Genomic DNA, 25,684 nt, shown 5'->3' with positions numbered 1-25,684 from the left:
CGTTGTCTAGTCGGCGGATAGATGAGTGTTGTGATGTCTGCTACAATCGAAAAGTAGCGTCGAGGGGGGGCGACAATGGTTGAAGTGTTCCGCGGAAGGAGCGGTAAACTCGAACACGAAGGGGCCGCGCCCGGCAGAGTCCATGCGCAGGCAAATCACCGCAAGGCGTTGGGGTACTGGCTCGGGTTCTTGAAGGGCGTGATGGCCAGCGAGCGGGTCGAGCGGGCGGAGATGCCGCCACTCAGGGTCGAAGCTGAGCAGTTCCTGTCCCTTCTTCACGACGATGATGCTGCCGAGCTCATCCGCGATCTGGACATTTGGGGTAACGCGCCCGAAGAGATCTACGCCGTCCTTGAAACGATAATCGGCATACGCTCACGGGAGTTTGTCGCCGCTGACGACAAGGACGAAGTCAACGAGTTCTACGGATTCTGTGCCGGTATCGCCTGCGACAACTCCATCACGCCAGCAGAGGTCGAAAAACTGCTGTCCAGGTTGGACTCGAGTGTGGTCCTGCGCAGAGACAGCCGCGTGGCATCTCTCGGAGAAACTGCCAGAAGGTCTTTTGCTGACGGTCGCATAACCGCCGACGAGGCAGAAGACATATGCGGGTGGATTGCCCGTCTTGTCGGCGACAGCGCGACAGACACGGGGCTGCCTACCTTCGGCAATGTGGGTGTCATTGACGGCGCCTTGGAGGATGCAAGCCAGTTCGTGATTCCGAGCCGGATGTTCGTCCTCACGGGAAAATTCGCCATCGGCCCGCGAAAGGCAGTCGCTGCGATGATTTGCGAACGCGGCGGTGATTGGAAGGACACCGTCTGCGGCCAGACCGACTACCTCATCGTCGCGGCCGAAGCGTCTCGGGACTGGAAGCACAGCCACGAAGGCACGAAGATCATAAGGGCAATGGAGCTTCGCGAAAAGGGAGGTCGGCCGCATCTGGTTCTTGAACCGATGCTGGCCAAAGCGTTGGGTTTCTGACCGCCTCCATCCGGCAAAGGGAAACCCTATTGTCTTGGAGGTGCGGCTTCAGAGCCTAGTCGTCGGAAGCGCGGAGTCTGAACACCTGAGCCTTAGTGAATCCTGATACGGGTCGTTTTTCAAGGCGGGTAGCGGCGGCACCTGGCGCCATCAACCCGCAAAGGATCGGCTGCGAGCATGCCGCCGCTGCGGCTGCGCCTGCGCCGTGATTGCAGCGCTCAGCCCGACACGTCGGGCGGCTGTCAGCGGGGATAGTCCTCCGCTCGGAACAGGAGCCGGATCGATGCCCCTCAACGTAGGCCACGCGGTTGTTTAAACAACATATAACCCATTGAGTTACTGCCAAATGTTTCTGGCCACGACCCTGAGGCGTCAAAAAGTTACGCTTTCTATTTTAGGGAAAATCGCCGAAAAAATATGTTTGAGGTTTCGTCAACTATCGGGACCGGTGGACGATTTTGCACCTGGCGGCCGCCCGGCGGCCTGCTCGACGCTCGTCAAAAAATACCGTCGCACAACCATGCATCCTAGACCGATGCCATCCAACCGCAAGGGAGCACCGCCCGGACTGCCCGCGCCTTGATCAACCCCTGCGTTCTGGTTATATTACTGGAAATATGTCGGAGGCAACTATGGGCAGCTCGCAAAAACGCGCCATTCAAAACTATCGATCTCGCCTCAGCGAGCGCGGCTTGGCGCGCTTCGAAGTGCTTGGCCGCGATGCCGATCGCGACCTTATTCGATCTTTGGCTCGCCGCCTGGCCGAAGATGGGCCGGATGCCTCTAGCCTGCGCGCTGCTGTCAGCCGGACCATCGCGGGCGAGCCACCCAAGCCTGGCGGGATCCTCGCCGCATTGCGTCGTTCGCCGCTGGTGGGAGCCGACCTCGATCTTTCCCGCTCGCATGAAGAGGGACGGAAGATCGACCTGTGACACGCTACCTCCTCGATACCAACATCATCAGCAATGTCGTCAAATCGCAGCCGTCGGAATCGCTCCTGGCATGGATGTCGAGACAGCTTGACGAGGATTTGTTTATCGCTTCGCTGACCGTTGCGGAAATTCTTCGCGGGGTTCTGGAGAAGCCGCGCGGGAAAAAACGCGACGCACTCGACAGGTGGTTCTCTGGGCCTGAGGGGCCGCAGGCGCTGTTTGCAGGCCGCATCCTCTCGTTCGACGACAAGGCCGGGCTGATCTGGGCGCGGCTGATGGCAGGAGGAAAAGCGGCCGGCAAGCCGCGCAGCGGGCTCGATATGATCATCGCCGCTGTCGCCGGAGCGAACGAGTGCGTGCTGGTAACGGATAACGAAAAAGACTTTGCCGGGCTCGAGGTCGTCAATCCGATACGCGGAGCGGTCTGATGCGGCGGCGGGTCAAGGAATGCTCGGGAGGGCAAGATGGCTGAAACTCAGATAGAGTGGACAGACTCCACTTGGAAACCGGTCGCAGGATGCTCGATCGTTACGGCAGGCTGCACCCATTGTTATGCAATAGAGATGGGCCAAACGCCTTGACGCCATGGGCATCGCGAAATATGCGGGGCTTACCCGTAAAACGGGAAAGCGCACGGTGTGGAATGGCGTGGTGCGGGAAGACCGCGAGGCGCTGGCCATTCCCTACGGATGGAAGAAACCGCGAAAAATCTTTGTAAATCCGATGAGCGACCTCTTTCACGAGGGTGTCAGCGACGAGTTCATCCTCAAGGTCTGGAAGGTCATGCGCGAGACCCCGCGCCACAACTATCAAATTCTTACTAAGCGTCCCGAGCGAATGGCAGCGCTTGTCGCCTCGGCGATGGGCGACATCCTGCCCAATGTCTGGCTGGGCACGAGCATTGAAAACGCGGACGTCGTGAGCCGAGTCGACTATCTCCGCCAGGCACCCGCGACCATTCGCTTCATCTCCTTTGAGCCTCTGATTGGATCGGTTGGCACCGTCGATCTCCGTGACATCCATTGGGCAATCGTAGGCGGTGAAAGCGGCAAATTCGCTCGACCGATCAGGGAAGAATGGATCGATGGAATTTACGGCCAATGCCTGACGGCCGGTACCGCCTTCTTCTTCAAGCAGTGGGGAACCTGGGGCAAGGACAATAAAAAGCGTTCAAAGAAAGCCAACGGGCGTGAGTATCGGGGCCAGACTTGGGACGAGATGCCGACTACCCCGCAGGACGCGGTAGCAATGTAGAATAACATCCGGCGGGGGGAAGTTTAGGTGGTCGAAAAACGATATTGAATGGGTCGACGGAGCAAAGCTGGAGGAACACTCTCGCCGCAAGCATAAAATATTGCGCGAATATGTCTTCGACTACCTGACGGTTCGCTGCAGGCTGCCTCAGCAGGAGCGCTTTCGCCTTGCTATCGTCGACGGTTTCGCTGGCGGCGGGCGCTACCAGTGCGGCTCACCTGGATCGCCGTTGATTTTCATCGAGGAACTGAAACGAGCCCTCGAGGCGGTGAACACGCAGCGCGCCGTCCAAGGGCTTGGCGCTGTCGAAGTTGAATGCCTCCTCGTATTCAACGACGCCAGCCGCGAAGTCATCGAGCTTTTGAGGACGCACGTCGCGCCCATGCAAGCGGAGGCAAACCAAGCCTGCCCAAAATTGCATTTACGCGTCGAGTATCTGAACGAGTTCTTCGAAGTCGCCTATCCCAATATGAAGCGCCTACTGGAGCAAGGCCGGTATCGGAGCGTCATCTTCAATCTCGATCAGTGCGGGCATAGTCACGTCGAGCGAAACACCATTCTCGACATCATGCACTCCTATCCCGCGGCTGAGATCTTCTACACCTTCGTCATTAGCTCCCTGCTGGCCTTCCTTCAGAAGGACCAGCCGGAGCGACTTCGCGCCCAACTGAATCATCTCGGCTTGACGAGCAATGACATCCAAGCGCTGGATGCCCTGATGAGTCAGAAGGATTGGCTCGGCACGGCCGAGAAAATCGTCTTTGATGCTTTCCGGTTGTGTGCACCCTATGTCAGCCCATTCTCGATCAACAACCCCGGAGGATGGCGGTATTGGCTGATCCACTTCGCCAATGCTTATCGGGCTAGGCAGGTCTACAACAATGTCCTCCACGACAACGCCAGCTTACAGGCACATTTCGGTCGGTCTGGCCTTAACATGCTGTCCTATGATCCAAAGCATCATGAAGGCATGCTCTATCTCTTCGATATCAGCGGTCGAGCTTCGGCGAAGAATCAGCTTCTCGGGGATATTCCACGCCTGATCACGGAATCCGGGGACGCCATGTCCGTCATGGACTTCTATGAGAGCATCTACAACATCACACCTGCACATGCGGACGATGTGCACGCGGCGATCATAGAGAATCCGGACCTTGAGGTCATAACCCCCGCTGGAGGTGAGCGGAGGAAGGCCAATACAATTGGCGTCGATGACGTGATCAAGATCAAGAAGCAGATCAGCTTCTTCCCAATGTTCTTGAACGCCGGGACAAAGGGCGGTGCCAAAGGATGACCGCGCGGCGTCGGGACCCGGAATGGCGCGAGTTCGAATCCCTAGTCGCGCGGATTGAGGCCGACGCCGGACCTCAGGGCCTGGTCGTTACGTCGCCGGATCGTCTTCGCTGCAAACTCACCGGTCGGATGAGAGAAGTGGATGCAAGCATTCGTGCTCGGGTCGCCAGCACCGAAATGCTTGTTACAATCGAATGTCGACGCTGGCGAAAGACCCAGGACGTAACTTGGATCGAGCAGCTAGCCACAAAGAAGTCTTCGATTGGCGCGGATCGAACCATTGCCGTCAGTGTATCTGGGTTTTCCCCAGAGGCTCAGATTGTCGCGTCTCATGCGGGCATTTCGCTGCGGAAACTTTCGGAAATTACGGTTGCGGAAATCAACTCGATCTTGCGACTGGACTTTGTGCTCTTTTGGCATCGGGCCTGTGCCATTGCACAGGTCGGCATCCGGAGATTTCGTTCGCTCGATTGGAAAGTTCCCAGTCCCCAGGACGTCGATTTCATTTTACCGGAGGATACTGACCCGCTCGCACCGATCTTTCGCAACACTGAGTCCGATACAACTTGGTCTCTAAACGATCTGTGGCACCAAATTCAAGAGGCCGCAGATCCGTTTGACGGCATTCATAAGGCGCAACCGCCTGCGTTCCGGACGGCATGCTTTCCTTATCCTGGCTCAGTCACCCTCACAACCACCAACGGCCCCTGCGTGCTCGGTGACGTCCTCCTCACCGTCGCACTTTGGACAGAGGCCGAGCAGATCACTCTCGATGAGGGGCACAAGGTCGAATACGCATCCGACGAGATGGCCGCGATCCAGCGCGTCGAATTCGCCTCGCGCCGGCGAAAAACGAACGATTGGCGCATCTCCCTCCAGATCCCAAAAGACTCCGAGGACACCGCCGATCTGCGATTGGGAGGCGATCGGTCTGAAGCCGAGAAATAGCGACACACATTGCATTTTGAAAAACGTCTACCGGTTTGTGCCCCCGCCCGGCCCTACGTAGCGCAGCAATCGGACAATCTGCTGTGAGAATCCTGGCCAGGGGCGTGCATCCCAGGGAGGGATCTCAATGAGTATTGCCCAGACAGTTCGACCGGTTCATTTGCGACCGGCCCATCGTCTCGGGTCGTAGCGGCTCTCGCTACGGCCGCCGCGAGCGATACTGGCCTGAACGTTGGACCCGATACGCGCTCTGGAGCAGAGAAGTGAGCTCGATCGGACTTGGGACGCGCTGATGGGGCGTATATCCACTCAGCGCGACCGCCTTGTCCGCTCCCCACAATCCGACAGTGGAAATCAAGCTGCTCATTGGCCCAAGCTCGCTGCTGAGGCTGCCTGGGGCATGAGGAATGCAGCTACATCTCTAATGACGTTCCCAAGATCACCCGGATCGTGAGCGACTTCTCCAACAAACGCGCGCCACTGTCGCTGCTTTTGCGCATCCTCGGCAAAGGCCGACGTCAGCGCATCGGGCAGGTCTTGAGGTATCGCCGTTCCGCGCCGCGCGAAGGTGGCGGCGATCGCTCGTGGCAACCTGTCGTCGTCGAAGGTGAAGGACCGGCTAAGAATCCAGATGTCGTAGAAGTCCTTCATCCTGCTATTCGCCCGCCCCAGCGCCACCATCGCCTGAAATTTCTCGGCAATGACGGTTTCCCGCGCATAAGCCCGCAGCCGGGGCATGGGAAAGTCGAGCATGGAAGGATAGTCCAGCTCTTCGGCACCAGGCTCCAGCGCATCGCCAAAGCCGATGTCGATCGTCAGGCTGACCCGGGCGCCGCTGATCGAGGCCGTCGTCCGCAGCCTGAGCCCACCATACTCCAGCTCCTCGCGAATGCGGTCGACCCGGAGTGCGTCAGCGTCGAACTCGACGCCATCGCCAGCGTCCTGCGCCAGGACCTCCCGAAACGTCGCCAGCATCGGCTCCGCGCTCGGATCGCCAAAACCCAGCAGGTCAAGGTCGCGGGTGCCGCGGTGCGGATCATCGAACCAGCTCATCATCAGCATCGCGCCCTTCAGCACGAAGCGGTCGGCGTGGGGTGACTGGCTAAGCCGGAAAAGCAGCCGCTCGAGGGCGAAGCGGGTCAGAACCAGATCGAGGGTCTGGCCACTTACCTTGGCGAGTTGCAGCAGACGTGCGCGCACTGAGGCGCCGATGTTCTTGATCTCTTTAGCCATTGGCAGTCAGCGCCTCGATATACGGCCGGATGACCGTGGCGACACCGCCACGCTCAGCCTGCCTGGCAATTTCGCCGGGCGTGGCCTTGCGCTGGCGAAGCGCTTCCTGGAGGCCCTCGATCGCCACCGACAGGCCGATCTTGTTGCGATATCGGAAACAGTCCGCGATTGTTTTGACAACCCCAAAGACCTTTACGGTCACGCCCTCGACAACATGAGTTTCGACGCTGTCGTTGAGCAGACTTTCGGTAAAACGCACGATGCGAATGGGTGTGCCGTCGGGTTTGGGAGCCCAGTCTTTCTGGCCGATGGCCAGCCATACCTGTCTCGGAAGCTGATCCGTCAGCTGGTGGAATGCCAGGGCTGACACAAGGCAGACAACGCCTTTGGATACGCGCTTGGCAGCCTCGGCTAGGCTATGATTAGCGTCGAGCGGCGCATCGGAGAGCTGGTAGAGGCCGCGTGCGAGCCGGAGCACCTCCCCATCCCGTTCCATGCGACTCATCGTGGCCGCTGTTACGCCGGCGTTGCGCAGCTCCGCGAGACGCGCGATTCCGCGCAGTGTCAGAAGTGCGTGGGCGATTTGGCGCTGGGAAGCGGGCTCTGGCATTGATACGAAATCTGGGAACTAAGGGGTTACAGTCCGATGATTTGTATCACTTGTTGAGAATCAATGGAAGCCAATCGTCAGCCGCATTGAGCCTTGCGCCGCAGCCATGCTTTGAGCTCGCCGTGGACGGCGGCGCCTTCGACCAGGATATCGGTTTCCTTGGGATGTGGTCCATCGGGATAGAGATCGGAGCCATGGACAAGATGGATTTCATCCCCATCGATGCTGAGCGTCCCTGCCCATCGCGCGGCGACCGGCGCATGAAGGCCTCGGCCGTTCGCCGCATCTTCGCAAGCCGGCCTTACCGCGCAGCCGCCGTTGTGCTGGGGCGAATCCTAGCCGGTTATGCACGTGTCGCAACAGATCCTTCAAAGAAAATCGCGGACTTTTAGCACTCTAAACCGCTGAGAGTATGTACGTTGAGCCTATCATTTGGGCCGCGGGTCGAGACCGTGGCGTATCGGAAACGATCTGCGATGCGGTCGGGCGTATTGACCTCGTCGGATGGCAAGATTGCCTCTGAAATTAGTGGAAGGACGCCAAATGGAGGAAGTCAATACAAGGAGTGCCGGCCGATGATGACACTGGTCATGCGCCTAAAGGCCGCGGCTCATCTTGATCGACTTCGAATCCTGGGACTTTGTGCGCATGCGGACCTGACCGTCTGCGAGCTAGCAGAAGTTCTGAGTCTGTCTCAGGAGCACGTGGTCGCACACGTGCGCCAGCTCGCCAGAGCCGGCTTTCTTCTCGGCAACGAACAGCGCCCCTGGCCTTCGTACCACCTCGAAGCAGGAGGCTCGGACGGCGGCTTGGTTCAATTGTTGGTTGATCTCCTGCCCCACGGCGATGGCCATCACAGACAAGACCTACAGCGCCTGGAGGCGATACAGGGCGCGCGGTCCAAGGTGGCCGCCTGCTTGTCCTGAAACTTAGTCCCAATGGAGCGCGAAGCTGATATGGACAATTCGACTGGCGGCGCCATCGCGGAGCTTGACACTTGCGAGTGGCCTCACCTGGCTGTCGCAGATTCTCGCGTTCACGAGCTGCTTTTAAGACAGGAGCGCCAGGAGCGGACGACCCTCAAACTTATCGCCTCCGAGAACTTCGCGTCCTCGGCGGTGCTGGAAGCGACCGGGTCTATTTTCACCAACAAGTATGCCGAGGGATATCCCGGCGCGCGCTACTACGCCGGAAACGAGATTGTCGATGAGCTTGAGAATCTCGCCATCGAGCGATTGAAGGCGCTGTTCGGCTATGAACACGCCAACGTGCAGCCTTATTCCGGCTCGCCGGCCAATCAGGCTGTCTGTCGAGCGCTGTTGTGTCCGGGAGACAAGATGATGGGCTTGACCCTCCCCGGCGGGGGGCATCTGACGCACGGTTGGGCCGTCAACTTCTCCGGCACTGATTATCAGCGAGTTCCGTACGGGCTGCACGAAAAGACGCAGCAGATTGACCATGACCGCTTGCGCGAGACGGCCAAACGCGAACGACCGAAGCTCATTTGGGTCGGCGGAACTGCTTATCCGCGCATCTTTGACTATGAGGCAATGGCCGACATTGCTTCGGAGGTGAACTCCTATCTGGTAGCCGACATCGCCCACATCAGCGGTCTCATTGTCGCAGGAGCGCATCCGAATCCCGTTGGCCATTGCGATGTTGTCACCAGCACCTCTCACAAATCGATCCGCGGCCCCCGCGGTGGCTTCATCTTGTCAAGGAATGAAGACCGCTATCAGGCGCTCTACCATTCCAAGAGCAAACACAATCTGGCCAAACGCATAGACCGTGCCGTGTTCCCTCTCCTCCAGGGCGGACCGCACATGAATACGATTGCCGCGCTAGCTGTCGCTCTGCACGAAGCAGGGAATGCATCCTTCCGTGTGTACGGTCAGCAGATCGTCAACAACGCCAAGGCTCTGGCCCAGGCCCTTCTGGAGCGAGGTTATGAACTCGTCACGGGGGGCACTGACAATCACATGCTGATCCTTGATCTTAGGGACCGGCCGCTGTCTGGGAAAGCCTATGCCGAGCGTCTGTCGCAAGCAGGTATCATTACGAATTTCAACATGGTGCCGGGGGACCGGCGCCATCCCGCGCTCACCAGCGGCATTCGGTTAGGCACGCCAGCAGTGACGTCTGTGGGCATGCGCGAGGCGGAAATGCTGCAGATTGCCGCTTTCATCGACCTGGTTTGCCGCCAGCCCGATGATTCGGACGTCCATGCCCGCGTGCGCAGAGACGTTGCCGACTTCTGCGCTGCGTTCGACGTGCCGGGCATCTCCGACAGGTAAGACGGCCGGATCAACTGTCACATCAATTCCAACGTTTGAAGCGAGGACATTTCATGCCCAGACAATTCGTGTTTTCTTCCGAATCCGTCGGCGCCGGACATCCCGACAAGATGGCCGACAATATCTCAGATGGCGTGCTCGATGCGATCCTTCGTAAGGATCCCAAGGCTCGTGTCGCTTGTGAAGCGTTGGTGAAGTCAGGGATGGTCGTTCTGGCTGGCGAGATCACCAGTCACGCGCATATCGACTACAGCCAAGTTGCCCGCGATATCATTTTGGACATTGGATATGACGACGATGCGATCGGCTTTGACGGCCGGCGTTGCGCCCTGATCTTGGCCTTGACCGAGCAGTCGCCTGACATCAGCCAGGGCGTCGACGAGGGACGAGGGCAGGATCTCGAGCAGGGAGCGGGGGATCAGGGCCTCATGTTCGGGTACGCGTGCAACGAGACCGAAACATTGATGCCGTTGCCAATCCAACTCGCTCACGAATTGACAAAAAAACAGGCGGAGGTGCGCCAAACCGGACGCCTTGGCTGGCTTCGCCCGGACGTTAAATCTCAAGTGTCCGTCCGTTATGAGGGTTTGCGCCCGATAGCGCTCGATACCATAGTCCTGTCGACGCAGCATGACGAAGAGGTCTCACAAGCCACGGTCCGCGAAGGCGTCATTGAGGAGATCATAAGGCCGGTCTTGCCCCACGACTTGGATACTACCGGGATAAGGTTCCTGGTCAATCCAACAGGCCGGTTCGTGGTCGGTGGGCCGCGCGGCGACTGCGGGCTCACCGGCCGCAAGATCATCGTCGATTCCTACGGCGGTATGGGGCGTCACGGCGGCGGTGCCTTTTCGGGCAAGGACCCGTCCAAGGTTGATCGGTCGGCCGCCTATGCGGCGCGGTACGTTGCAAAAAACGTCGTTGCCAGCGGACTGGCGCAGGTGTGCGAGGTTCAGCTTGCTTACGCGATCGGTGTGGCCGCGCCGGTCTCTATCCTCGTCAATACATTCGGAACCGCAAAGATTGATGAAAAAAGGATCGAGCGCGCCGTCCTTGAGCTTTTCGATCTCCGGCCGAAAGGCATCATCAAGGCGCTTGATCTCTTACGGCCGATTTACCGCAAGACCGCGACATACGGACACTTCGGCCGCGAAGAGCCGGAGTTCACCTGGGAAAAGACGGACAGAGCTGACGACCTGTTGCGTGAGGCAGGACCGGCAGCTGCGTGATGCGCCGGTATTGGATGCGTCGGCATAGGGCGATCCATTCCACACTCGCCAAAAACACGCCGGCCCCGGCGTGGCGAGAAGCCGGCTCGGGTTTTTGGCGGAGACACTGATGTCGAAATATGACGTGCTTTGCATCGGCAATGCCATTGTCGACATCATTGCCCAGTGCGACGAGGCATTCCTCGAGACCAACGGCATCATCAAGGGTGCGATGAACCTCATCGACACACAGCGCGCCGAACTGCTCTACAGCCGCATGGGCCCGGCGATCGAAGCCTCCGGCGGCAGCGCCGGCAACACGGCGGCGGGCGTCGCCTCCTTCGGCGGTCGCGCCGCCTTCTTCGGCAAGGTCTCGAACGACCCGCTCGGCGAAATCTATGCCCATGACATCCATGCGCAGGGCGTTGCTTTCGACACCAAGCCGCTCAACGGCGAGCCGCCGACGGCGCGCTCGATGATCTTCGTCACGCCCGATGGCGAGCGCTCGATGAACACCTATCTCGGCGCCTGCATCGAGCTCGGGCCGGAGGACGTCGAAGCAGACAAGGCTTCGGGTGCGGCGGTCACCTATTTCGAAGGCTATCTGTGGGACCCGCCGCGCGCCAAGGAAGCGATCCGGCAGACGGCGAAGCTGGCGCACGCGGCAGGCCGCGAAGTCTCCATGACATTGTCGGATTCGTTCTGCGTCGACCGCTACCGCGACGAATTCCTCGACCTGATGCGTTCGGGCATGGTCGACATCGTCTTTGCCAACAACCACGAGATCAAGTCGCTCTACCAGACATCGTCGTTCGACGAGGCGCTGGCGCAGATCCGCAAGGATTGCAGGGTCGCCGCCGTGACCCGCTCTGAAAAAGGTTCGGTGATCGTGCGCGGCGGCGAAACGGTGGTGATCAAGGCGACCGCCATCAAGGAACTGGTCGACACCACGGGTGCCGGCGATCTCTATGCCGCCGGCTTCCTGCATGGCTACACGCAGGGCCGCGACCTGCAGACCTGCGGCGACCTTGGCTCACTGGCGGCCGGATTGGTGATCCAGCAGATCGGCCCCAGGCCGCGGCAGAATTTGCGCCGCGAGGCCAAGCAGGCGGGGCTGTTGTAGGGCAGCATTTCCGCGAGGTGCTGCCCACCTTGCCGTTGTGCAGGCTGTCCAGACAGGCGCGGGTAAATCGACTGTCGCGTGCCTGCGTGAAGGACGGCGGTTTTTCTCCGAATTTCTGATTGTTGAGGCTTAGGGACGTTGTCGCACTTCGGGCCAGTACTGCCGGCCGATCATGATGGCCAACACGCCCTTTTTGACGAAAGTCGTTTTGAGCCGGGATCGTAGACTGGCAGATTGCCCGAGCGGCCAAGCACAGCCTGCGCAGACCGGCGAGTGGCGCAAATGGCTCAGCTCTACCGCGACCTGCTACTTTGGAAACACGCCGCAGGTGAACGGTTCACATAAACATATAAACATTTCTTTATACCGCATTGACAACAAAGCGGGCTGCTGCGATTGTCTGCGTGTCGTGGTTCTCCGCAAGGCGTTGCCGTAGCGGAGCTAAGAGGGAAGCCGGTGCAATCCGGCGCTGCCCCCGCAACTGTAAGCGGCGAGCCAACCCACCAATGTCACTGGGGCGAACTGCCCCGGGAAGACGGGCAGAGGCTGTGACCCGCGAGCCAGGAGACCTGCCACGGTGAACAACGTCCACGGGCGGGGTGTCTGGTGGCCGCGGCAGCTCGGCGTTCATGCCGGCCTGCTAGCGCCTTCCTTGTCCCCGCCCCAACCATCGGGGTATGGAATGATTGTCTCCCAGCAAGTTCCCATAGCAACGCTTGGCGTGCCGCGTATCGGTCGCCGGCGAGAACTGAAATTCGCGCTCGAAAGCTACTGGTCCGGAAAATCTTCTGCTGCCAACCTTCTGTCGACGGCGAAGGCACTCCGTGCCGCCAGCTGGAGCGAGCAGCACGACCGCGGCGTGTCGAAAATCCCGTCGAACGATTTCTCACTGTATGACCATGTGCTCGACACCGCAGCAATGGTCGGCGCCGTGCCAGCTCGTTACGGCTGGACGGGCGGGGAGGTCCCACTCGACATCTATTTCGCGATGGCGCGCGGGACGCAAGGCGATGCCGCGGGTTGCGGACGCGCCAGTCACGGGCATGCAGGGCAGCGCGTAACCGCGATGGAAATGACCAAATGGTTCGACACGAACTACCACTACATCGTGCCGGAGCTGGGCGACGATCAGACATTCGCCCTCTCGTCGACGAAACCAGTCGATCACTTTCTGGAGGCAAAAGAGCTCGGCATCCATACACGCCCGGTCATCCTTGGACCGGTGACCTTCCTCAAGCTGGCAAAGTCTCCCGACCAGGGCTTCAATCCCATAGCGCTCCTACCGCGCCTGCTGCCCGTCTACGAGCAACTCCTGCGGAGGCTGGAGCTCTCGGGGGCCGACTGGGTGCAGATTGATGAGCCGGCGCTTGTGCTCGACCTTAACCCGAACGAACGAGCTGCCTTCGAATTCACATACGGCCAGCTGTCGAAAGCCGCGCCCAAGTTGAAAATTATGCTGGCGACCTATTTCGGGCCGCTGGGAGACAATCTGGAGACCGCGCTTTCGCTGCGCCTGGCGGGCCTACATCTCGACCTCGTGCGCGCTCCCGAGCAGTTGGAGACGGTTGGTCGGCTCGCACCGAAGGATCTGGTGCTCTCACTTGGCTTGATCGACGGCCGCAACGTCTGGCGCGCGAACCTGGCTGCCATTCTCGACCGCATCAAGCCGATCGTTGCCGGCTGGCCGCTGGATCGCGTCGAGATTGCGCCTTCCTGCTCGATGCTTCATGTGCCGATGGACCTGCGGATGGAGACCGCGCTCGATGTGGACGTCGGTTCGTGGCTGGCATTCGCCGCCCAGAAGAGTGAAGAGCTGCTTGTGCTGGCCCGAGCCTTATCCGAAGGCAGGGAGGCCGTAGCAGGCGCACTGAAAGCTTCTGCCGAGGCGGCCGCGGCGCGCGCAATGTCTGGAAAGGTCCATGATCCGCTCGTCCATGGGCGGGTTATCAGCATTGACGGCGCCATGAAGCAACGAAAGCGCGCATTTGCCAAGCGCTCCAGAGTCCAGGCTGACACGCTCGGCCTGCCGCCGTTCCCGACGACGACGATCGGGTCCTTCCCGCAGACGCCCGATGTGCGCAGGGCGCGCTCCGCTCATGCGAAGGGCCGGCTGAGCTATGTCGATTACCAGGCCTTCCTGAAGAAGGAGACCGAGGCGGCGGTCCGCTGGCAGGAGGAGATCGGGCTGGACGTGCTGGTACATGGCGAGTTCGAACGAAACGACATGGTGCAGCATTTCGGCGAGCAGCTGTCCGGCCTCGCCTTCACCCAGCATGGCTGGGTGCAAAGTTACGGCTCCCGGCTGGTGCGCCCTCCAATCATCTTCGGCGACGTATCGCGGCCCAATCCGATGACGGTTCTCTGGTGGCAATTTGCCCAGTCGCTGACGAAAAAGCCGGTGAAGGGCATGCTCACAGGCCCAGTGACGATTCTTAACTGGTCTTTTGTTCGCGACGACGTACCCCGCGCCGAGGCCTGCCGCCAGATCGCACTCGCCATTCGCGATGAAGTGGCCGACCTTGAAAGAGCTGGCGCAAGGGTGATCCAGATCGATGAGGCCGCGTTTCGCGAAGGCTTGCCCCTGCGGAAGTCCGATTGGAAACATTATCTCGGCTGGGCAGTCGAATGCTTCCGTCTCGCTTCAACGGGTGTAGAGGACGCGACCCAAATTCACACCCACATGTGCTATTCGGAGTTCAATGAGATCATCGACTCGATCGCTGAACTGGACGCGGACGTCATTTCGATCGAGACGTCGCGCTCCAAAATGGAACTGCTAGACGCCTTCACCAAGTCCAAATATCCGAACGAAATCGGTCCTGGCGTCTACGACATTCACTCACCACGTGTCCCGGAGATCGGCGAGATATTGCATCTCGCCCAACTTGCCTGCGAGCGACTGTCCGACGGCCAATTGTGGGTGAATCCGGACTGTGGCCTCAAAACAAGGAAATGGGAGGAGGTCCGCCCTGCCCTCATCAACATGGTCGCTGCAGCACGCGCGCTGCGGGAGAAAGTGCAGGCGCAGGCCGCTGGGCCACTGTGACCGGCAAACATGTGAACAGCGGGCTTCGCGGATTGAATTCAAAGCAGAAAGGACGGGATCGAAAAGTCGCGCACCGGTAGACGCGTGCGAGGCTCCACCCTTGTCGTCCAGCCGAAGGTCCGCTCGACGGCTCAGCGGCGGGGCAGGATTTGGTAGCACTTCTGGAAGGACGGATGACTTCGACCACGAGATGGAGGAAGGCGGCTTGTCCGTGAGCTTCAGCCTCTCATAACGCCAGCGGTCAACAGACACGAGGGGCCAAAGCTGGCGGTCTCGCCTGAGCACCGGCATCATCGAGATATCGGCGGCGAAATCGCCCATCAAGAGCATCGGTTTCGAGGGAATGCGTCGCATGTGGCGGACATCGACAAAATAGCCATACCGCCCAGCCGCAAGCTGCGACCATTCCTCATCGCTCGAATTGAAGCTTGGCTGCATCTGGCATGGCGTTTGCTCCGCTTCTGCTGAGGTTCGCTGGAACGGAGCTTTTCCAAGGGCATGGATCGCGGTGGAATGTTGCTTCGACACAAAGGCGCCGCCAACATTACGATCGGTCCAAGGATCTCAGGTGCGCTCTCCGAGCGTACCTTTTTCGTCGTGCAGGCTACCCGAGCAGTGGCGAGGAGCGGAATCAACCAAGTGTAAGGAGCACCAGATGTCGAACATGATGAAGGCGCTGGTGAAGGCTAAGGCCGAACCGGGCATCTGGATGGAAGAGGTGCCGGTGCCGGAAATCGGCCCCAACGACGTTCTGATCAAAGTGAAGAAGACGGCGATCTGCGGTACCGACGTCCATATCTACAATTGGGACCAGTGGGCGCAGAAGACCGTGCCGGTGCCGATGGTGACCGGCCACGAATTCGTCGGCACTGTCGCCGATTTCGGTGCGGCGGTCACCGAATACAAGATCGGCCAGCGTGTGTCGGGCGAAGGCCACATCGTCTGCGGCCACTGCCGCAACTGCCGGGCGGGCAGGGGACATCTGTGCCGCAACACGCTGGGCGTCGGCGTCAACCGGCCGGGTGCCTTCGGCGAATATCTGGCGATCCCGCAGCACAACGTCGTGCCGATCCCTGATGACGTGCCCGACGAGATCGCAGCAATCTTCGATCCGCTGGGCAATGCGGTTCACACCGCATTGTCCTTTGATCTGGTCGGCGAGGACGTGCTGGTCACCGGCGCCGGGCCGATCGGCATCATGGCTGCGCTCGTCGCCCAATGCGTCGGCGCGCGAAAAGTGGTCATCACCGACATCAACCCGGTGCGGCTGGCGCTGGCGAAAAAACTCGGCGTCCAGCATGTGGTCGACGCGTCGAAGGAAAAGCTGCGCGATATCATGCCGGCGCTCGGCATGACCGAAGGTTTTGACGTCGGCCTCGAAATGTCGGGTGCGGCACCCGCCTTCCGCGACATGATCGACGCCATGAACAATGGCGGCAAGATCGCCATTTTGGGCATCGCGCCGACCGGCTTCGAGATCGACTGGAACAAGGTCATCTTCAAGATGCTGCATCTCAAGGGCATCTATGGCCGCGAGATGTTCGAAACCTGGTACAAGATGATCGCGCTGGTGCAGGGCCCGCTCGATGTTAGCGGCCTGATCACGCACCGCATCGGCATTGATGATTTTCAAGTAGGCTTCGACGCGATGCGCAGCGGCAGCTCGGGCAAGGTGGTGATGGACTGGCAGGGCGACTGGTCGATGTGACTTTGCGGAGGTGCTGACGGGAACGCCACCCTGGCTGCCGTCGATCTCCCCGCGAGGGGCATCGCTGCTGCAAGGCAGTGGCTCCTGCCACCAACGTGCGACGCTCAATCGTGCCGCGACGTATCACGGCCCAATCGGACGGCTGCGCTTGTGGCCATTCGCCCAGATCGGTCAAGGAATGCTCATTGGCCCCCGACGCGATCGCCTGTTTTCCCAATGCCTAGGATCGAGGTCGAGGTGTTGTGGGCGTTTCAGTTGGCAAGATGGGATATGTGATCTCCGGTCGCTTTCCGGTCAGCGAATTAAGGTAGGCAACGATCCGATCGATTTCGATTTGCGCTAGCTCTTCGCCAACCTGGGTGGTGCCCATGATGGCGACCGCCTCGCTCAGGTCCCAGACCTTGCCCGAATGAAAGTATGGCGCGGTGATTGCTACGTTGCGCAGCGATGGCACGCGGAAAACATAGGAATCCTCTGGTACATTGGTGACGGCAAATCGTCCCTTGTCGTTCTCCGGCAGAATGTCGGCGCTAGGCTTCTCTACGAGGCCGAATGGGTAATAGCCTTCCCCACCAATATTGACACCGGAATGGCAGGACGAGCAGCCCTTTTCCATAAAAAGGGCCAGGCCCTGTTTCGCTTCGGAACCGACGGCGGTGTCATCGCCATTGAGGTAGGCGTCGAAGGGGGCCGGCGTGACCAGTGTCCCCTCGTAGGCTGCGAGTGCATTGACTACGTTTTCGAGGGTGATGGGATCTGCTTGCTCCGGGAAAGCTGAATGGAACAACTCCACGTATTGCGGCATCGATTTGAGCGTCTCGACCACTTGCTGCGATGTGTTGGCCATCTCGGCACCGGCCTGTATCGGCCCTTTGGCCTGAGCTTTCAGGTCTTCGGCGCGACCGTCCCAAAACTGTGATTTGTTGAAGACAGAGTTAAACACCGTCGGCGCGTTGCGCTGCCCCTTCTGCCAACCATGGCCAATCGAAGTTTCACGATTGTCGTCGCCCCCGGTGGCCAGGTTGTGGCACGAGTTGCAGGAGAAAACGCCTGAGGACGAGAGGCGTGGATCGAAGTACAGTGCCTTGCCGAGGGCAATCTTCTCCGGCGTGCTCGGGTTGTTGGTGACCGCCGGCGTGAATGGCAAGGGCTTGAAGGTGGCCAGTGACGTTTCTCTGAGGTCTGGCGGAATGGACTGCGCAGCAAAAGCGGTGGCTGCCACAAGCGCAACAGCCACCGCAGGGAATAGAATTTTCATAAATGGAGTCCTTACGATGTGCACGGAAACCATTCTCCACATGCGGCCTGCGAACGCCCTGCGCTAGATCAGCGGATCGAGGGAATCGTGCCTGCCGACCAAGCAAATCGAGCGGCGGAGACAGTGACTGCGATTCATCGCCCGACGGCGGATTCCAATGGTGGCGCGCGCGCAGTCGCTGTTTGTTCGCCTGAGGGTTTGGTCGGTTCTGTGGCCTGTCGCCACATGCTGGCGCAACGCCAGCCTGTTTCATACGCGCAAGCTTTTCTGCACCCATCGAGTGCACGGCTCATGGTTTACAAGCTTTCTGCGTCTTCCCTCTGCAATTCAGACGGACGAGATCGGGACTGAATGGCGGATACTGGCGCGGTTATGGACCGCGATTACCGCGCAGATCAGTGTCACGACAGCGTGAAGTGGCGCTATAGACCTCAATGTTGGACGAGCAACGAACAATCCTGTCGTGACATTTGTTGCTTTCGGCGGAGATCACCACTAGAAGCGACGCTCCGCAGACCAATCCCCCCGGAGAGTTTCATGCCAGAAGAAGACTTCAAAAACATCGACAACCTCATCCAGCTTACCGCAGATGTTGTCTCAGCCTATGTTTCCAACAATCCCGTTCCGGTGGGGGACCTATCTGCCCTGATCGGCCAAGTGCACGAAGCTTTGAAGGGCACGGCGGCCGGTCGCGTCTCGGCACAAGAGCCGACGGTGTTGACGCCGGCGGTCCCGATAAGAAAATCGGTGACGCCGGACTACATTGTCTCCCTTGAGGACGGGAAGAAATTCAAATCGCTGAAGCGTCATCTGTCGACCCACTACGGACTGACCCCTAGTGAATATCGCGCCAAATGGGGTCTGCCGGCGGACTATCCCATGGTCGCGCCGAATTATGCGGCTGCCCGCTCTGCGTTGGCCAAGACAATGGGACTCGGCCGCAAACCAAAAGAGCCTGAAATCTCGGCGCCCGAGAAGCGGTCTAGAAGGAAGGTACCAGCGTGACTTCTTCCGTCCAGACTCGTTGTGGGCTGGCGGCTCGATCGGCATAATGTGAGCTAAACATTGAAAAGGCGGGACCAGGTCCCGCCTTTTCCTTGCAGACGGTGTGATTACACACCCGCGAAGCGGAACGGAATTGACATAACGCAGAGACACAGGAGATCGCAGGGGTAAAAGGAGGACAGTTATCAACTTGGGAGGGAAACTGTTGCAGACTTCTATCCTGAAAAAACATCGCGAGGCTCTCCTGCCTTGGTACACCATCTATCCGACTGTGCCGGAGTTCTCCGCAGCGGTCGGCGCCGAAAGCTATGAGGAATGGCTAAGAGGTCTGCCGGCTGACGATCCGGTGTCGCTCTATCTCCACATTCCGTTCTGCCGATCGATTTGCTGGTATTGCGGCTTTCCGACCACGATTGCCCGCAATCAGGGTCCGATCCTCGACTATGTGGCCGTTCTGCGTGACGAGATCCGTTTGGTCTCGGAGCAAGTGCCGCAGAGGCTCGTCGTGAACGACGTGCATTTCGGCGGTGGAACCCCGACCCTGATCGGGGCAGCGGAATTCTTGGCCATGATCGAACTCCTGCGCCGCCGCTTCGCGTTCAGGGAGCCCGCTACGATCGCCGTCGAAATTGACCCGCGCACGTTCACGCGCGAGATCGCCGAGGCACTGGGAGCAGCCAATGTGAGCCGCACGAGTCTCGGGGTGCAGAGTTTTGATCCAATTGTTCAAAAAGCCATCAACCGGGTCCAGAGCGAGGCGCAGACGGCCGCTGCCGTCGAAGAGCTGCGCCGGCATGGAGTAAGCGGCATCAACGTCGATCTCATGTTCGGTCTCCCGAATCAGACGGTAGAGTCCTGCGTCCAGACTGCGGCGGCAACCGCCGCCATGCGTCCCAACCGGCTTGCGGTGTTCGGCTACGCGCATATTCCATCGGTGATCAAGAATCAGCGCCTGATCGAGAAGACTGCGCTGCCGGACAGCGTCGCCCGCGCCGAACAGGCTGCGGCCGTGGCAGATACGCTGGTTGCGGCCGGCTACCGAGAGATCGGCCTCGACCATTTCGCCTTACCGGACGACGAACTTACGCTGGCGCAGACCCGCGGTCGGCTACGCCGTAACTCGCTGGGTTACTCGGCCGACACCTGCAAAACCGTGATCGGTTTCGGCGCGTCGGCTATCGGGCGGGTCGGCGATGGTTACGTCCAGAACGAGGTGACACACGAGTCCTACAGCCGGCACATAGCAGGTGGCCGTCTGGCAACGTCAAAAGGCTACCGGCTCACAGACGAAGACCGCGTGCGAGCCGCAATCATCGAGCGGCTGATGTGCGATTTGGAGGCCGATGTGCCGGCAATCTGTGCGGCCTATGGATTCGATCCAATCCGCTTTCTCGATTCAACTGAACGCCTGGCGAAGCTGGCCGAGGACGGGGTAGTGGACATCGAAAACGGTCTCATCCGGGTGCGGCAGGAGCATCGCTTCGTGATTCGCGCTGTTGCGGCCGCATTCGATGCTTTTCTCGACCGGGTTGTCCCATAAGCACAGCCAAGCAGCGTGAGGGGCGCCAAAGCGATAAGCTCGTGCCAAACGGCACGCTCGTAAAAATGCCGCAGGCCCCGGTCACGGCGCCCCTGCGCGGATTGAAGTGTTGGACCTTCCCGAATGGACGAGCGTGCCGCCCACAACGCGTCACAGTCATAGAACGGTCACTGGTTTTGTGAGATGCCCGGCCGGTCGACATCTGTGCCTATGAATACTACCGTTTCGCAGGCAAGAAACTGGGGTGAACGACAAGATCGTCGGCGCGATTATCTCGTCCATGGCTCGCGCATTACGTGTACATCGCATCAAGTTCGATGCGGCAGCCCCTTATTCGTCAGTGATAAGATCAACAGTTTTGGGGTTATGGACGGAAACTAGCCTAGCCTAGCCACAACTAATAGCGACGTGGGTACGATCCGAGAATTCTCAGGCCATCAATCTCCGCCAACGCGGCCAGCGCCGGGTGCGTCAAAACGTGTCCAGCGACATCGATGACATACTGATGGGTGTCTAGCCGCTCGCAGGTCGGACGCTGATAGACATTGAGAACGGCTAAATTGTCCTTCGAGAACCTGTTCAGGACACAACTGAGATTTTGCTCTGAAACGCGGAGGTGAAGTGTTGTCCGGTCAAATCCTGTCGGCGCAGGGGTCCTGCGCCCGAGCACCCACCACCGCGTAACGTTATGCAGCCCTTCTTCAATTCCTGTTCGCAATATCTGCAGATTGTACAGCTTGGCACCAAGCGCAGGACCAAATGCTGCTATCGAGGGAGATTTTTGCTCTGCCACGAAAGATGTCGATCCCCGACGGCTCTCTCGCTCGACATTGGGCATGTTCTCGTCGAGCCACCCGGCCACCTCCTGCAGGGCCACTGGGTGGCCCACCACCTTAGCGATCATCGAGAAACTCGCATCCTTGCTGGCCATGAGGCTGTAGCTCAGGACCTTCGGGTACTCGGCGATAATCGTGGGAGACCTCAAGCTCAAGACTTGGTCGAGGTAGGGAGTGGCTCCGACCAGAGAGGTCGTAGCTGGGACGCATGCAACGTGGACGCAGCCATTCTCATATGCTTCGAACAATCCGTCGCTGAACGGAACGAGTTCAACTTGGTCACCAAAGAGGTCCAGCGAGGCTTGATGGGTCCAGGTCCCCTCAGGGCCAATGTACCCTGCCCTCTTGATCCAGGAGGTGTGGATCGCTGGAGGCTGGCTGAATTGCTCGTTCATTCCCCGGCACGCTCGATCGAGAATGCAATAAACATCTGCTGCAGAAAGTAAGAGGGCTGGGACCCGCCCCTCTTCGCTTGCACATCGTGTGGCAGTAGAACTTAGCAGCTTGCTACAATCCGCTGCCCCAGTCGGCGGGGATCCGTGTTCTTGCCCGCTCCTATGGCGCGGTCAGTGGCACTTCTGCCCGGCTCTTGCCGGGCAGAAGCAGAAAAAGGTCAGCCAGCTTTGCTGAGACTGCCAGCGGATGATTTGCCAGTACGGCGGTCCTGTTCGACCTCGTAGTTGATCTTCTGGCCCTCATTAAGGGTCGAAAGGCCCGCTCGTTCGACAGCGGAAATGTGGACGAAAACGTCCTGACCTCCGTTGTCAGGCTGGATAAAACCGAATCCCTTGGTGCTGTTGAACCACTTCACCGTTCCAGTCGCCATAGCGTATTCCTTTGTAACCATTCAATGTAGGCAGGCCATAAGCCAGGTCCGCTTCATATCCGAGACTTTAGGGCAGCAAAAGCTAAAATAGCAAAAGCCCGGTCAAATCGCTAAAGCGGCTCGCAAGCTCCATCATGACCGCCTGTCGCGGACAGCGTCTCCTGCGCTGGCGCTTCGAATGGCAAACACAAGTTCTGAAACGCTCCGGTAAATTCCAGAACCCCGTCTATCGCTGGTTTGGAGTCCTGTTAGGGACCTGCGATCGGCCGATGTGAGCAAGAGTACGCGGACGACCAGCAACTACGGGCGCGCGCTAACGCCACCATGTTCGCCGCTGTCCTAAGGGTATTTCACCTAGCCACCTCTTTAAGCGGCAAGCGCTCCCCAGTCGGCGGTGTCTGACGTCGGACAATGTCGGAGGTACGCAACACAGAGTCCGTTGAATCGCATCGCCGAAAGGGCTTTCTCATCTGGCACGGTTCCTGCGGGGTCATGCAAACGCGCAGGAGAGTCGTCCCATGATCCCCACACAGAAAAATGCCGCCCCACCTTTCGCCGACCTACTCAAAAACTGACATCCCAGCCGGGCCTGGCAGCATTGTGAGGGCTCGTCTGGACCGGCGCTGCCCACCGATCCACCTTCTCCCAGTGGGGGCGACAGGGACGCAGCACCTTCAAATTGAGGGACAACTCACTTCCGTGCGAACTTTGTCCATCGCCCGGTCACCACAACCGAAGCCACCGTCTGCTTGGCTGCGGGGCGCACTTTTTGCGACCGCGCTGGCATTTCTGACGACCGCGCCGTCTCCGGCGGCCGCCTATGACATAGCGAATTTCCTGCTCGACAACGGCATGGAGGTGGTCGTCATACCCGATCACCGCGCGCCCATCGTCACCCATATGGTGTGGTACAAGGTCGGCAGTGCCGACGAGCCTCCGGGCAAATCCGGCATCGCGCATTTCTTCGAGCATCTGATGTTCAAAGGGACGGCCAATCACGGCGCCGGCGAGTTGGACCGCGCGGTGGCGGAGATCGGGGGCTCGCTAAACGCCTTCACCTCTTACGATTATACTGCCTTCTACGAAAGAGTGGCGCCCTCGGCAGTGGAGCAGATGATGAGCTTCGAGGCTGATCGCACGCGCAATCTCACCCTCACGGATGACGTCATCAACACCGAGCGGGACGTGGTCCGCGAGGAGCGTCGCTTGAGGGTCGACAACAATCCGGAGGCGCTTCTCGATGAGGAGGTCGTCACGACGCTCTGGCAGAGCCAACCCTACCGGATCCCGGTGATCGGCTGGATGCACGAGATCGAGAAGCTGGACCGCAACGACGCCGTGGCTTTTTATGACAAGTACTGGCCGAACAACGCCGTGCTGGTGGTGGCAGGCGACGTCGAGCCCGAGGCCGTGAAGGCGCTGGCCGAGAAGACCTATGGCAAGGTCCCGCGTGGACCAGATCTGCCGCCACGCGAACGCCCGTCTGAGCCGGTGCAGAACACCAGGCGCACATTGACGCTAAGGGATGGCCGCGTTTCGGTCCCCATCTTTTCCAGATATTGGGTGGTGCCGTCCTATCGCACCGCCGAGCCCGGCGAAGCCGAGGCGCTGGACCTGCTGGCACAGATTCTCGCCGGGGGCAACCGCAGCCGGCTGTACCAGGAGCTCGTTGTGAAGCAGGGCATAGCCGCAGCGGCCGACGCTGATTTCGAGGGCACCATGCTGGATGCTGGCAAGTTCAGCATCCGCGGCTGGCCGCGCGGCAAGGCGAAGCTTGCGGATGTCGAGGCCGCAGTCGACGCCGAGATAGCGCGCATCGCCAGGAACGGCATCACCAGCGACGAACTGGAGAAGACGAAAAACCGCTATATCCGCTCGTTCATCTTCGCCCATGACGAGCAGGCCTCCGTCGCTGGCATGTATGGCTCCACGCTTGCCACCGGCGGCAGTGTGAAAGACGTCGAGGAATGGCCCGATCGCATCCGCAAGGTCACCGCCGATCAGGTTAAGGCCGTTGCCGCCCGCTACCTCGTGTCCGACCATTCGACCACCGGCTATCTCCTGCCCAAGGAAAATTGATATGATGACGAACCAATTCCGCAGGGCCATTCCACAAGCATTGCCCTCTCCTTTTGGACAAGGCTGGCGCCTCGCCTCCTGGCTGGCTGTCCTTTGCCTTGCTATTTTCTTCCTCACCCTGCCAGCGTGTACCGCCCGTGCTGCGACGAACATCCAGGAGGTGAAATCTGAAAAGGGGATCACCGCCTGGCTGGTGGAAGACCATACGCTGCCGATCGTCACGCTCCAGTTCGTGTTCGACGGCGGCACCAGCCAGGACCCGGCCGATAAGGAGGGGCTTGTCAATTTGATGACCGGCTTGTTCGACGAGGGCGCAGGCGATCACGACGGCGACACCTTTCAGGTGCGACTCGATGATGCCGGCGCTGAGATGAGCTTCCACGCGCGGCCTGACGGCATCTATGGCTCGGTGCGCATGCTTTCCCAGCGCCAGGACGCCGCTTTCGATCTCATCAGGCTCGCGTTGAACAGGCCCCGCTTCGATCAGGAACCCTTTGACCGAATCCGCGCTCAGCTTCTCTCCGGCATCATTGCCAACGAGCGCGAACCTCACGCGATCGGCAGGGATGCATGGCGGCGCCGGCTCTACGGCGCGCATCCGTATTCGAGGCCGCCCGAGGGCACCAAGGAAAGCCTGGCCCGCATAACGCCCGCCGATCTAAGCGCCTTCCACAAGGCCGCTTTCGCCCGCGAGGGGCTGCACGTGGCGGTTGTCGGCGACATCGATGCCAAAGCTCTGAGTGCAAGGCTCGACCAGTTGTTCGGCGATTTGCCTGAGAAGCAGGCGCTCGCCCAGGTACCTGATGTCACCCCGAAGCTCGGCCAGTGGACGTTGGTCGCATACGCCCTGCCCCAGACTTCGCTCCAGCTGGCTTTTCCCGGCGTCGGACGTAGCGACCCGGAATTCTATGCCGCGCAGCTGCTAAACGATATACTCGGAGGCTCGCCATTCACCTCCCGTCTGTTCCAGGAAGTGCGGGAAAAGCGTGGCCTGGCCTACGGTGTGTCCTCTAGTTTGGAAGGCCACCAGCATTCCAACACGCTTGTCGTGACCACGTCGACGCGCGCCGACAGGGCGGCGGAGACACTCGCCCTGATTAGACAAGTAATCAAGGAGCTGGTGGACACCGGGCCAACAGCGGCCGAGCTCGAAGCGAGCAAAAAGTATCTGATCGGGGCCTATGCTATCAGCAATCTTGGTTCCTCCAGGGCGATTTCAGCCACGCTTCTCAGGCTGCAGCTCGACAAGCGCGGCATAGACTACATCCAGCACCGCCCGGCCCTCATCGAGCAGGTGACGCTCGATCAGGTCAGGGCGGCGGCGAAGAAACTGCTGTCGGCCGAGCCCGCCATTATGGGCGTTGGCCCGCGGCTTGCTGGTGTCCCGTGACAGCGAATAATCCCGCGCTCTAAGAATAGATGCTGAAGGACTCCGCCCACATACGTTTGGCTGATTCGACTATGGTGCGGCAGAATGAACGCCTTGATTTCTGCCTGCTCGCCCGCA

Annotated in this window: 21 protein-coding genes, 1 pseudogene and 1 riboswitch; of the genes and pseudogenes, 17 read left to right on the top strand and 5 right to left on the bottom strand. The window is 59.7% G+C overall.

Features of this window, described 5'->3' with window-relative positions; genetic code table 11:
• The first annotated feature begins 75 nt into the window (after positions 1–75).
• From AC0L3L_RS25275 to AC0L3L_RS25250, 6 genes and pseudogenes are all read left to right on the top strand, one after another.
• Positions 76–984: a BRCT domain-containing protein gene (locus AC0L3L_RS25275; RefSeq protein ID WP_473639608.1), complete on the top strand. Its 909-nt coding sequence runs from the start codon at positions 76–78 to the stop codon at positions 982–984.
• Positions 985–1,616: 632 nt separating this feature from the next.
• The gene (locus AC0L3L_RS25270) at positions 1,617–1,916 is read left to right on the top strand and encodes a hypothetical protein (RefSeq protein ID WP_473479578.1); all 300 of its coding nucleotides are present in this window, start codon (positions 1,617–1,619) and stop codon (positions 1,914–1,916) included.
• The gene (locus AC0L3L_RS25265; RefSeq protein ID WP_473639606.1) at positions 1,913–2,344 is read left to right on the top strand and encodes a PIN domain-containing protein; all 432 of its coding nucleotides are present in this window, start codon (positions 1,913–1,915) and stop codon (positions 2,342–2,344) included. The genes AC0L3L_RS25270 and AC0L3L_RS25265 overlap by 4 nt, the downstream gene beginning before the upstream one ends.
• Before the next feature lie 36 nt (positions 2,345–2,380).
• A pseudogene (locus AC0L3L_RS25260) lies at positions 2,381–3,170 on the top strand (phage Gp37/Gp68 family protein).
• A 100-nt stretch (positions 3,171–3,270) separates the two neighbouring features.
• Positions 3,271–4,464: a three-Cys-motif partner protein TcmP gene (locus tag AC0L3L_RS25255; protein WP_473639605.1), complete on the top strand. Its 1,194-nt coding sequence runs from the start codon at positions 3,271–3,273 to the stop codon at positions 4,462–4,464.
• Positions 4,461–5,411 (top strand): restriction endonuclease, encoded by a 951-nt coding sequence (locus AC0L3L_RS25250; protein ID WP_473639603.1) that lies wholly within the window; start codon positions 4,461–4,463, stop codon positions 5,409–5,411. Before AC0L3L_RS25255 ends, AC0L3L_RS25250 begins: the two co-directional genes overlap by 4 nt.
• A gap of 363 nt (positions 5,412–5,774) precedes the next feature.
• Here AC0L3L_RS25250 and AC0L3L_RS25245 read toward each other — a convergent pair whose 3' ends face one another.
• Together AC0L3L_RS25245 and AC0L3L_RS25240 are read right to left on the bottom strand one after the other, a co-directional pair.
• Positions 5,775–6,644: a nucleotidyl transferase AbiEii/AbiGii toxin family protein gene (locus AC0L3L_RS25245; protein WP_473518268.1), complete on the bottom strand. Its 870-nt coding sequence runs from the start codon at positions 6,642–6,644 to the stop codon at positions 5,775–5,777.
• Positions 6,637–7,254, bottom strand: a complete 618-nt coding sequence (locus AC0L3L_RS25240; protein ID WP_473639601.1) for a type IV toxin-antitoxin system AbiEi family antitoxin domain-containing protein — start codon at positions 7,252–7,254, stop codon at positions 6,637–6,639. The genes AC0L3L_RS25245 and AC0L3L_RS25240 overlap by 8 nt, the downstream gene beginning before the upstream one ends.
• A gap of 122 nt (positions 7,255–7,376) precedes the next feature.
• Here AC0L3L_RS25240 and AC0L3L_RS25235 point away from each other — a divergent pair, with 122 nt between their 5' ends.
• The 7 genes from AC0L3L_RS25235 to tdh all read left to right on the top strand — a co-directional run bounded on the left by AC0L3L_RS25235 (position 7,377) and on the right by tdh (position 16,633).
• Complete coding sequence (locus AC0L3L_RS25235) at positions 7,377–7,646, top strand: hypothetical protein (RefSeq protein ID WP_473639599.1); 270 nt, start codon at positions 7,377–7,379, stop codon at positions 7,644–7,646.
• A gap of 183 nt (positions 7,647–7,829) precedes the next feature.
• Positions 7,830–8,180 carry an ArsR/SmtB family transcription factor gene (locus tag AC0L3L_RS25230; RefSeq protein WP_473639597.1) on the top strand — a complete coding sequence of 117 codons (351 nt, stop codon included), beginning with the start codon at positions 7,830–7,832 and terminating at the stop codon, positions 8,178–8,180.
• Between the two features lie 30 nt (positions 8,181–8,210).
• Positions 8,211–9,548 carry a serine hydroxymethyltransferase gene (locus tag AC0L3L_RS25225; RefSeq protein WP_473639595.1) on the top strand — a complete coding sequence of 446 codons (1,338 nt, stop codon included), beginning with the start codon at positions 8,211–8,213 and terminating at the stop codon, positions 9,546–9,548.
• A gap of 53 nt (positions 9,549–9,601) precedes the next feature.
• On the top strand, positions 9,602–10,777 hold the full coding sequence (gene metK / locus AC0L3L_RS25220) for a methionine adenosyltransferase (RefSeq protein ID WP_473639662.1): 1,176 nt from the start codon (positions 9,602–9,604) through the stop codon (positions 10,775–10,777).
• A 109-nt stretch (positions 10,778–10,886) separates the two neighbouring features.
• Positions 10,887–11,879, top strand: a complete 993-nt coding sequence (locus AC0L3L_RS25215) for an adenosine kinase (RefSeq protein WP_473639593.1) — start codon at positions 10,887–10,889, stop codon at positions 11,877–11,879.
• Between the two features lie 393 nt (positions 11,880–12,272).
• Positions 12,273–12,470: riboswitch (cobalamin riboswitch) on the top strand.
• Between the two features lie 115 nt (positions 12,471–12,585).
• Positions 12,586–14,925, top strand: a complete 2,340-nt coding sequence (gene metE / locus AC0L3L_RS25210; protein ID WP_473639660.1) for a 5-methyltetrahydropteroyltriglutamate--homocysteine S-methyltransferase — start codon at positions 12,586–12,588, stop codon at positions 14,923–14,925.
• A gap of 655 nt (positions 14,926–15,580) precedes the next feature.
• Complete coding sequence (tdh, locus tag AC0L3L_RS25205) at positions 15,581–16,633, top strand: L-threonine 3-dehydrogenase (RefSeq protein WP_473639591.1); 1,053 nt, start codon at positions 15,581–15,583, stop codon at positions 16,631–16,633.
• 220 nt (positions 16,634–16,853) lie between these two features.
• Here the strand turns inward: tdh and AC0L3L_RS25200 are convergent, their stop codons facing one another.
• Entirely contained in the window at positions 16,854–17,891 is a 1,038-nt protein-coding gene (locus tag AC0L3L_RS25200) for a cytochrome-c peroxidase (protein ID WP_473639589.1), read from the bottom strand.
• Between the two features lie 537 nt (positions 17,892–18,428).
• Between AC0L3L_RS25200 and AC0L3L_RS25195 the strand changes: the two genes are divergently transcribed.
• Together AC0L3L_RS25195 and hemN are read left to right on the top strand one after the other, a co-directional pair.
• On the top strand, positions 18,429–18,896 hold the full coding sequence (locus tag AC0L3L_RS25195; RefSeq protein WP_473639587.1) for a Ros/MucR family transcriptional regulator: 468 nt from the start codon (positions 18,429–18,431) through the stop codon (positions 18,894–18,896).
• Between the two features lie 205 nt (positions 18,897–19,101).
• Positions 19,102–20,436 (top strand): oxygen-independent coproporphyrinogen III oxidase, encoded by a 1,335-nt coding sequence (gene hemN / locus AC0L3L_RS25190; protein ID WP_473639585.1) that lies wholly within the window; start codon positions 19,102–19,104, stop codon positions 20,434–20,436.
• 397 nt (positions 20,437–20,833) lie between these two features.
• On the opposite strand, the gene AC0L3L_RS25185 is transcribed toward hemN, so the two are convergent.
• Positions 20,834–21,667 (bottom strand): prephenate dehydratase, encoded by an 834-nt coding sequence (locus AC0L3L_RS25185; RefSeq protein WP_473488975.1) that lies wholly within the window; start codon positions 21,665–21,667, stop codon positions 20,834–20,836.
• Between the two features lie 218 nt (positions 21,668–21,885).
• Positions 21,886–22,098: a cold-shock protein gene (locus tag AC0L3L_RS25180; RefSeq protein ID WP_008874821.1), complete on the bottom strand. Its 213-nt coding sequence runs from the start codon at positions 22,096–22,098 to the stop codon at positions 21,886–21,888.
• Positions 22,099–22,878: 780 nt separating this feature from the next.
• On the opposite strand from AC0L3L_RS25180, the gene AC0L3L_RS25175 reads away from it, so the two are divergent.
• Together AC0L3L_RS25175 and AC0L3L_RS25170 are read left to right on the top strand one after the other, a co-directional pair.
• Positions 22,879–24,177 carry a M16 family metallopeptidase gene (locus tag AC0L3L_RS25175; protein ID WP_473639658.1) on the top strand — a complete coding sequence of 433 codons (1,299 nt, stop codon included), beginning with the start codon at positions 22,879–22,881 and terminating at the stop codon, positions 24,175–24,177.
• A gap of 4 nt (positions 24,178–24,181) precedes the next feature.
• Complete coding sequence (locus AC0L3L_RS25170) at positions 24,182–25,567, top strand: M16 family metallopeptidase (RefSeq protein WP_473639656.1); 1,386 nt, start codon at positions 24,182–24,184, stop codon at positions 25,565–25,567.
• Positions 25,568–25,684 lie beyond the last annotated feature (117 nt).

The sequence above is a fragment of the Mesorhizobium sp. WSM4849 genome (assembly GCF_055811385.1).
The sequence above is the reverse complement of the archived record's forward strand: the minus strand, read 5'-3'. Positions and strand labels throughout refer to the sequence as shown.

Excerpts from the sequence above, each read along its gene's own strand:
- AC0L3L_RS25185 (WP_473488975.1), bottom strand. The coding sequence starts at position 21,667 with ATGAACGAGCAATTCAGCCAGCCTCCAGCGATCCACACCTCCTGGATC.
- AC0L3L_RS25245 (WP_473518268.1), bottom strand. The coding sequence starts at position 6,644 with ATGGCTAAAGAGATCAAGAACATCGGCGCCTCAGTGCGCGCACGTCTG.
- AC0L3L_RS25270 (WP_473479578.1), top strand. The coding sequence starts at position 1,617 with ATGGGCAGCTCGCAAAAACGCGCCATTCAAAACTATCGATCTCGCCTC.
- AC0L3L_RS25240 (WP_473639601.1), bottom strand. The coding sequence starts at position 7,254 with ATGCCAGAGCCCGCTTCCCAGCGCCAAATCGCCCACGCACTTCTGACA.
- AC0L3L_RS25225 (WP_473639595.1), top strand. The coding sequence starts at position 8,211 with ATGGACAATTCGACTGGCGGCGCCATCGCGGAGCTTGACACTTGCGAG.
- AC0L3L_RS25230 (WP_473639597.1), top strand. The coding sequence starts at position 7,830 with ATGATGACACTGGTCATGCGCCTAAAGGCCGCGGCTCATCTTGATCGA.
- AC0L3L_RS25275 (WP_473639608.1), top strand. The coding sequence starts at position 76 with ATGGTTGAAGTGTTCCGCGGAAGGAGCGGTAAACTCGAACACGAAGGG.
- AC0L3L_RS25195 (WP_473639587.1), top strand. The coding sequence starts at position 18,429 with ATGCCAGAAGAAGACTTCAAAAACATCGACAACCTCATCCAGCTTACC.
- AC0L3L_RS25215 (WP_473639593.1), top strand. The coding sequence starts at position 10,887 with ATGTCGAAATATGACGTGCTTTGCATCGGCAATGCCATTGTCGACATC.
- tdh (WP_473639591.1), top strand. The coding sequence starts at position 15,581 with ATGTCGAACATGATGAAGGCGCTGGTGAAGGCTAAGGCCGAACCGGGC.
- AC0L3L_RS25200 (WP_473639589.1), bottom strand. The coding sequence starts at position 17,891 with ATGAAAATTCTATTCCCTGCGGTGGCTGTTGCGCTTGTGGCAGCCACC.
- AC0L3L_RS25250 (WP_473639603.1), top strand. The coding sequence starts at position 4,461 with ATGACCGCGCGGCGTCGGGACCCGGAATGGCGCGAGTTCGAATCCCTA.
- AC0L3L_RS25180 (WP_008874821.1), bottom strand. The coding sequence starts at position 22,098 with ATGGCGACTGGAACGGTGAAGTGGTTCAACAGCACCAAGGGATTCGGT.
- metK (WP_473639662.1), top strand. The coding sequence starts at position 9,602 with ATGCCCAGACAATTCGTGTTTTCTTCCGAATCCGTCGGCGCCGGACAT.
- AC0L3L_RS25170 (WP_473639656.1), top strand. The coding sequence starts at position 24,182 with ATGACGAACCAATTCCGCAGGGCCATTCCACAAGCATTGCCCTCTCCT.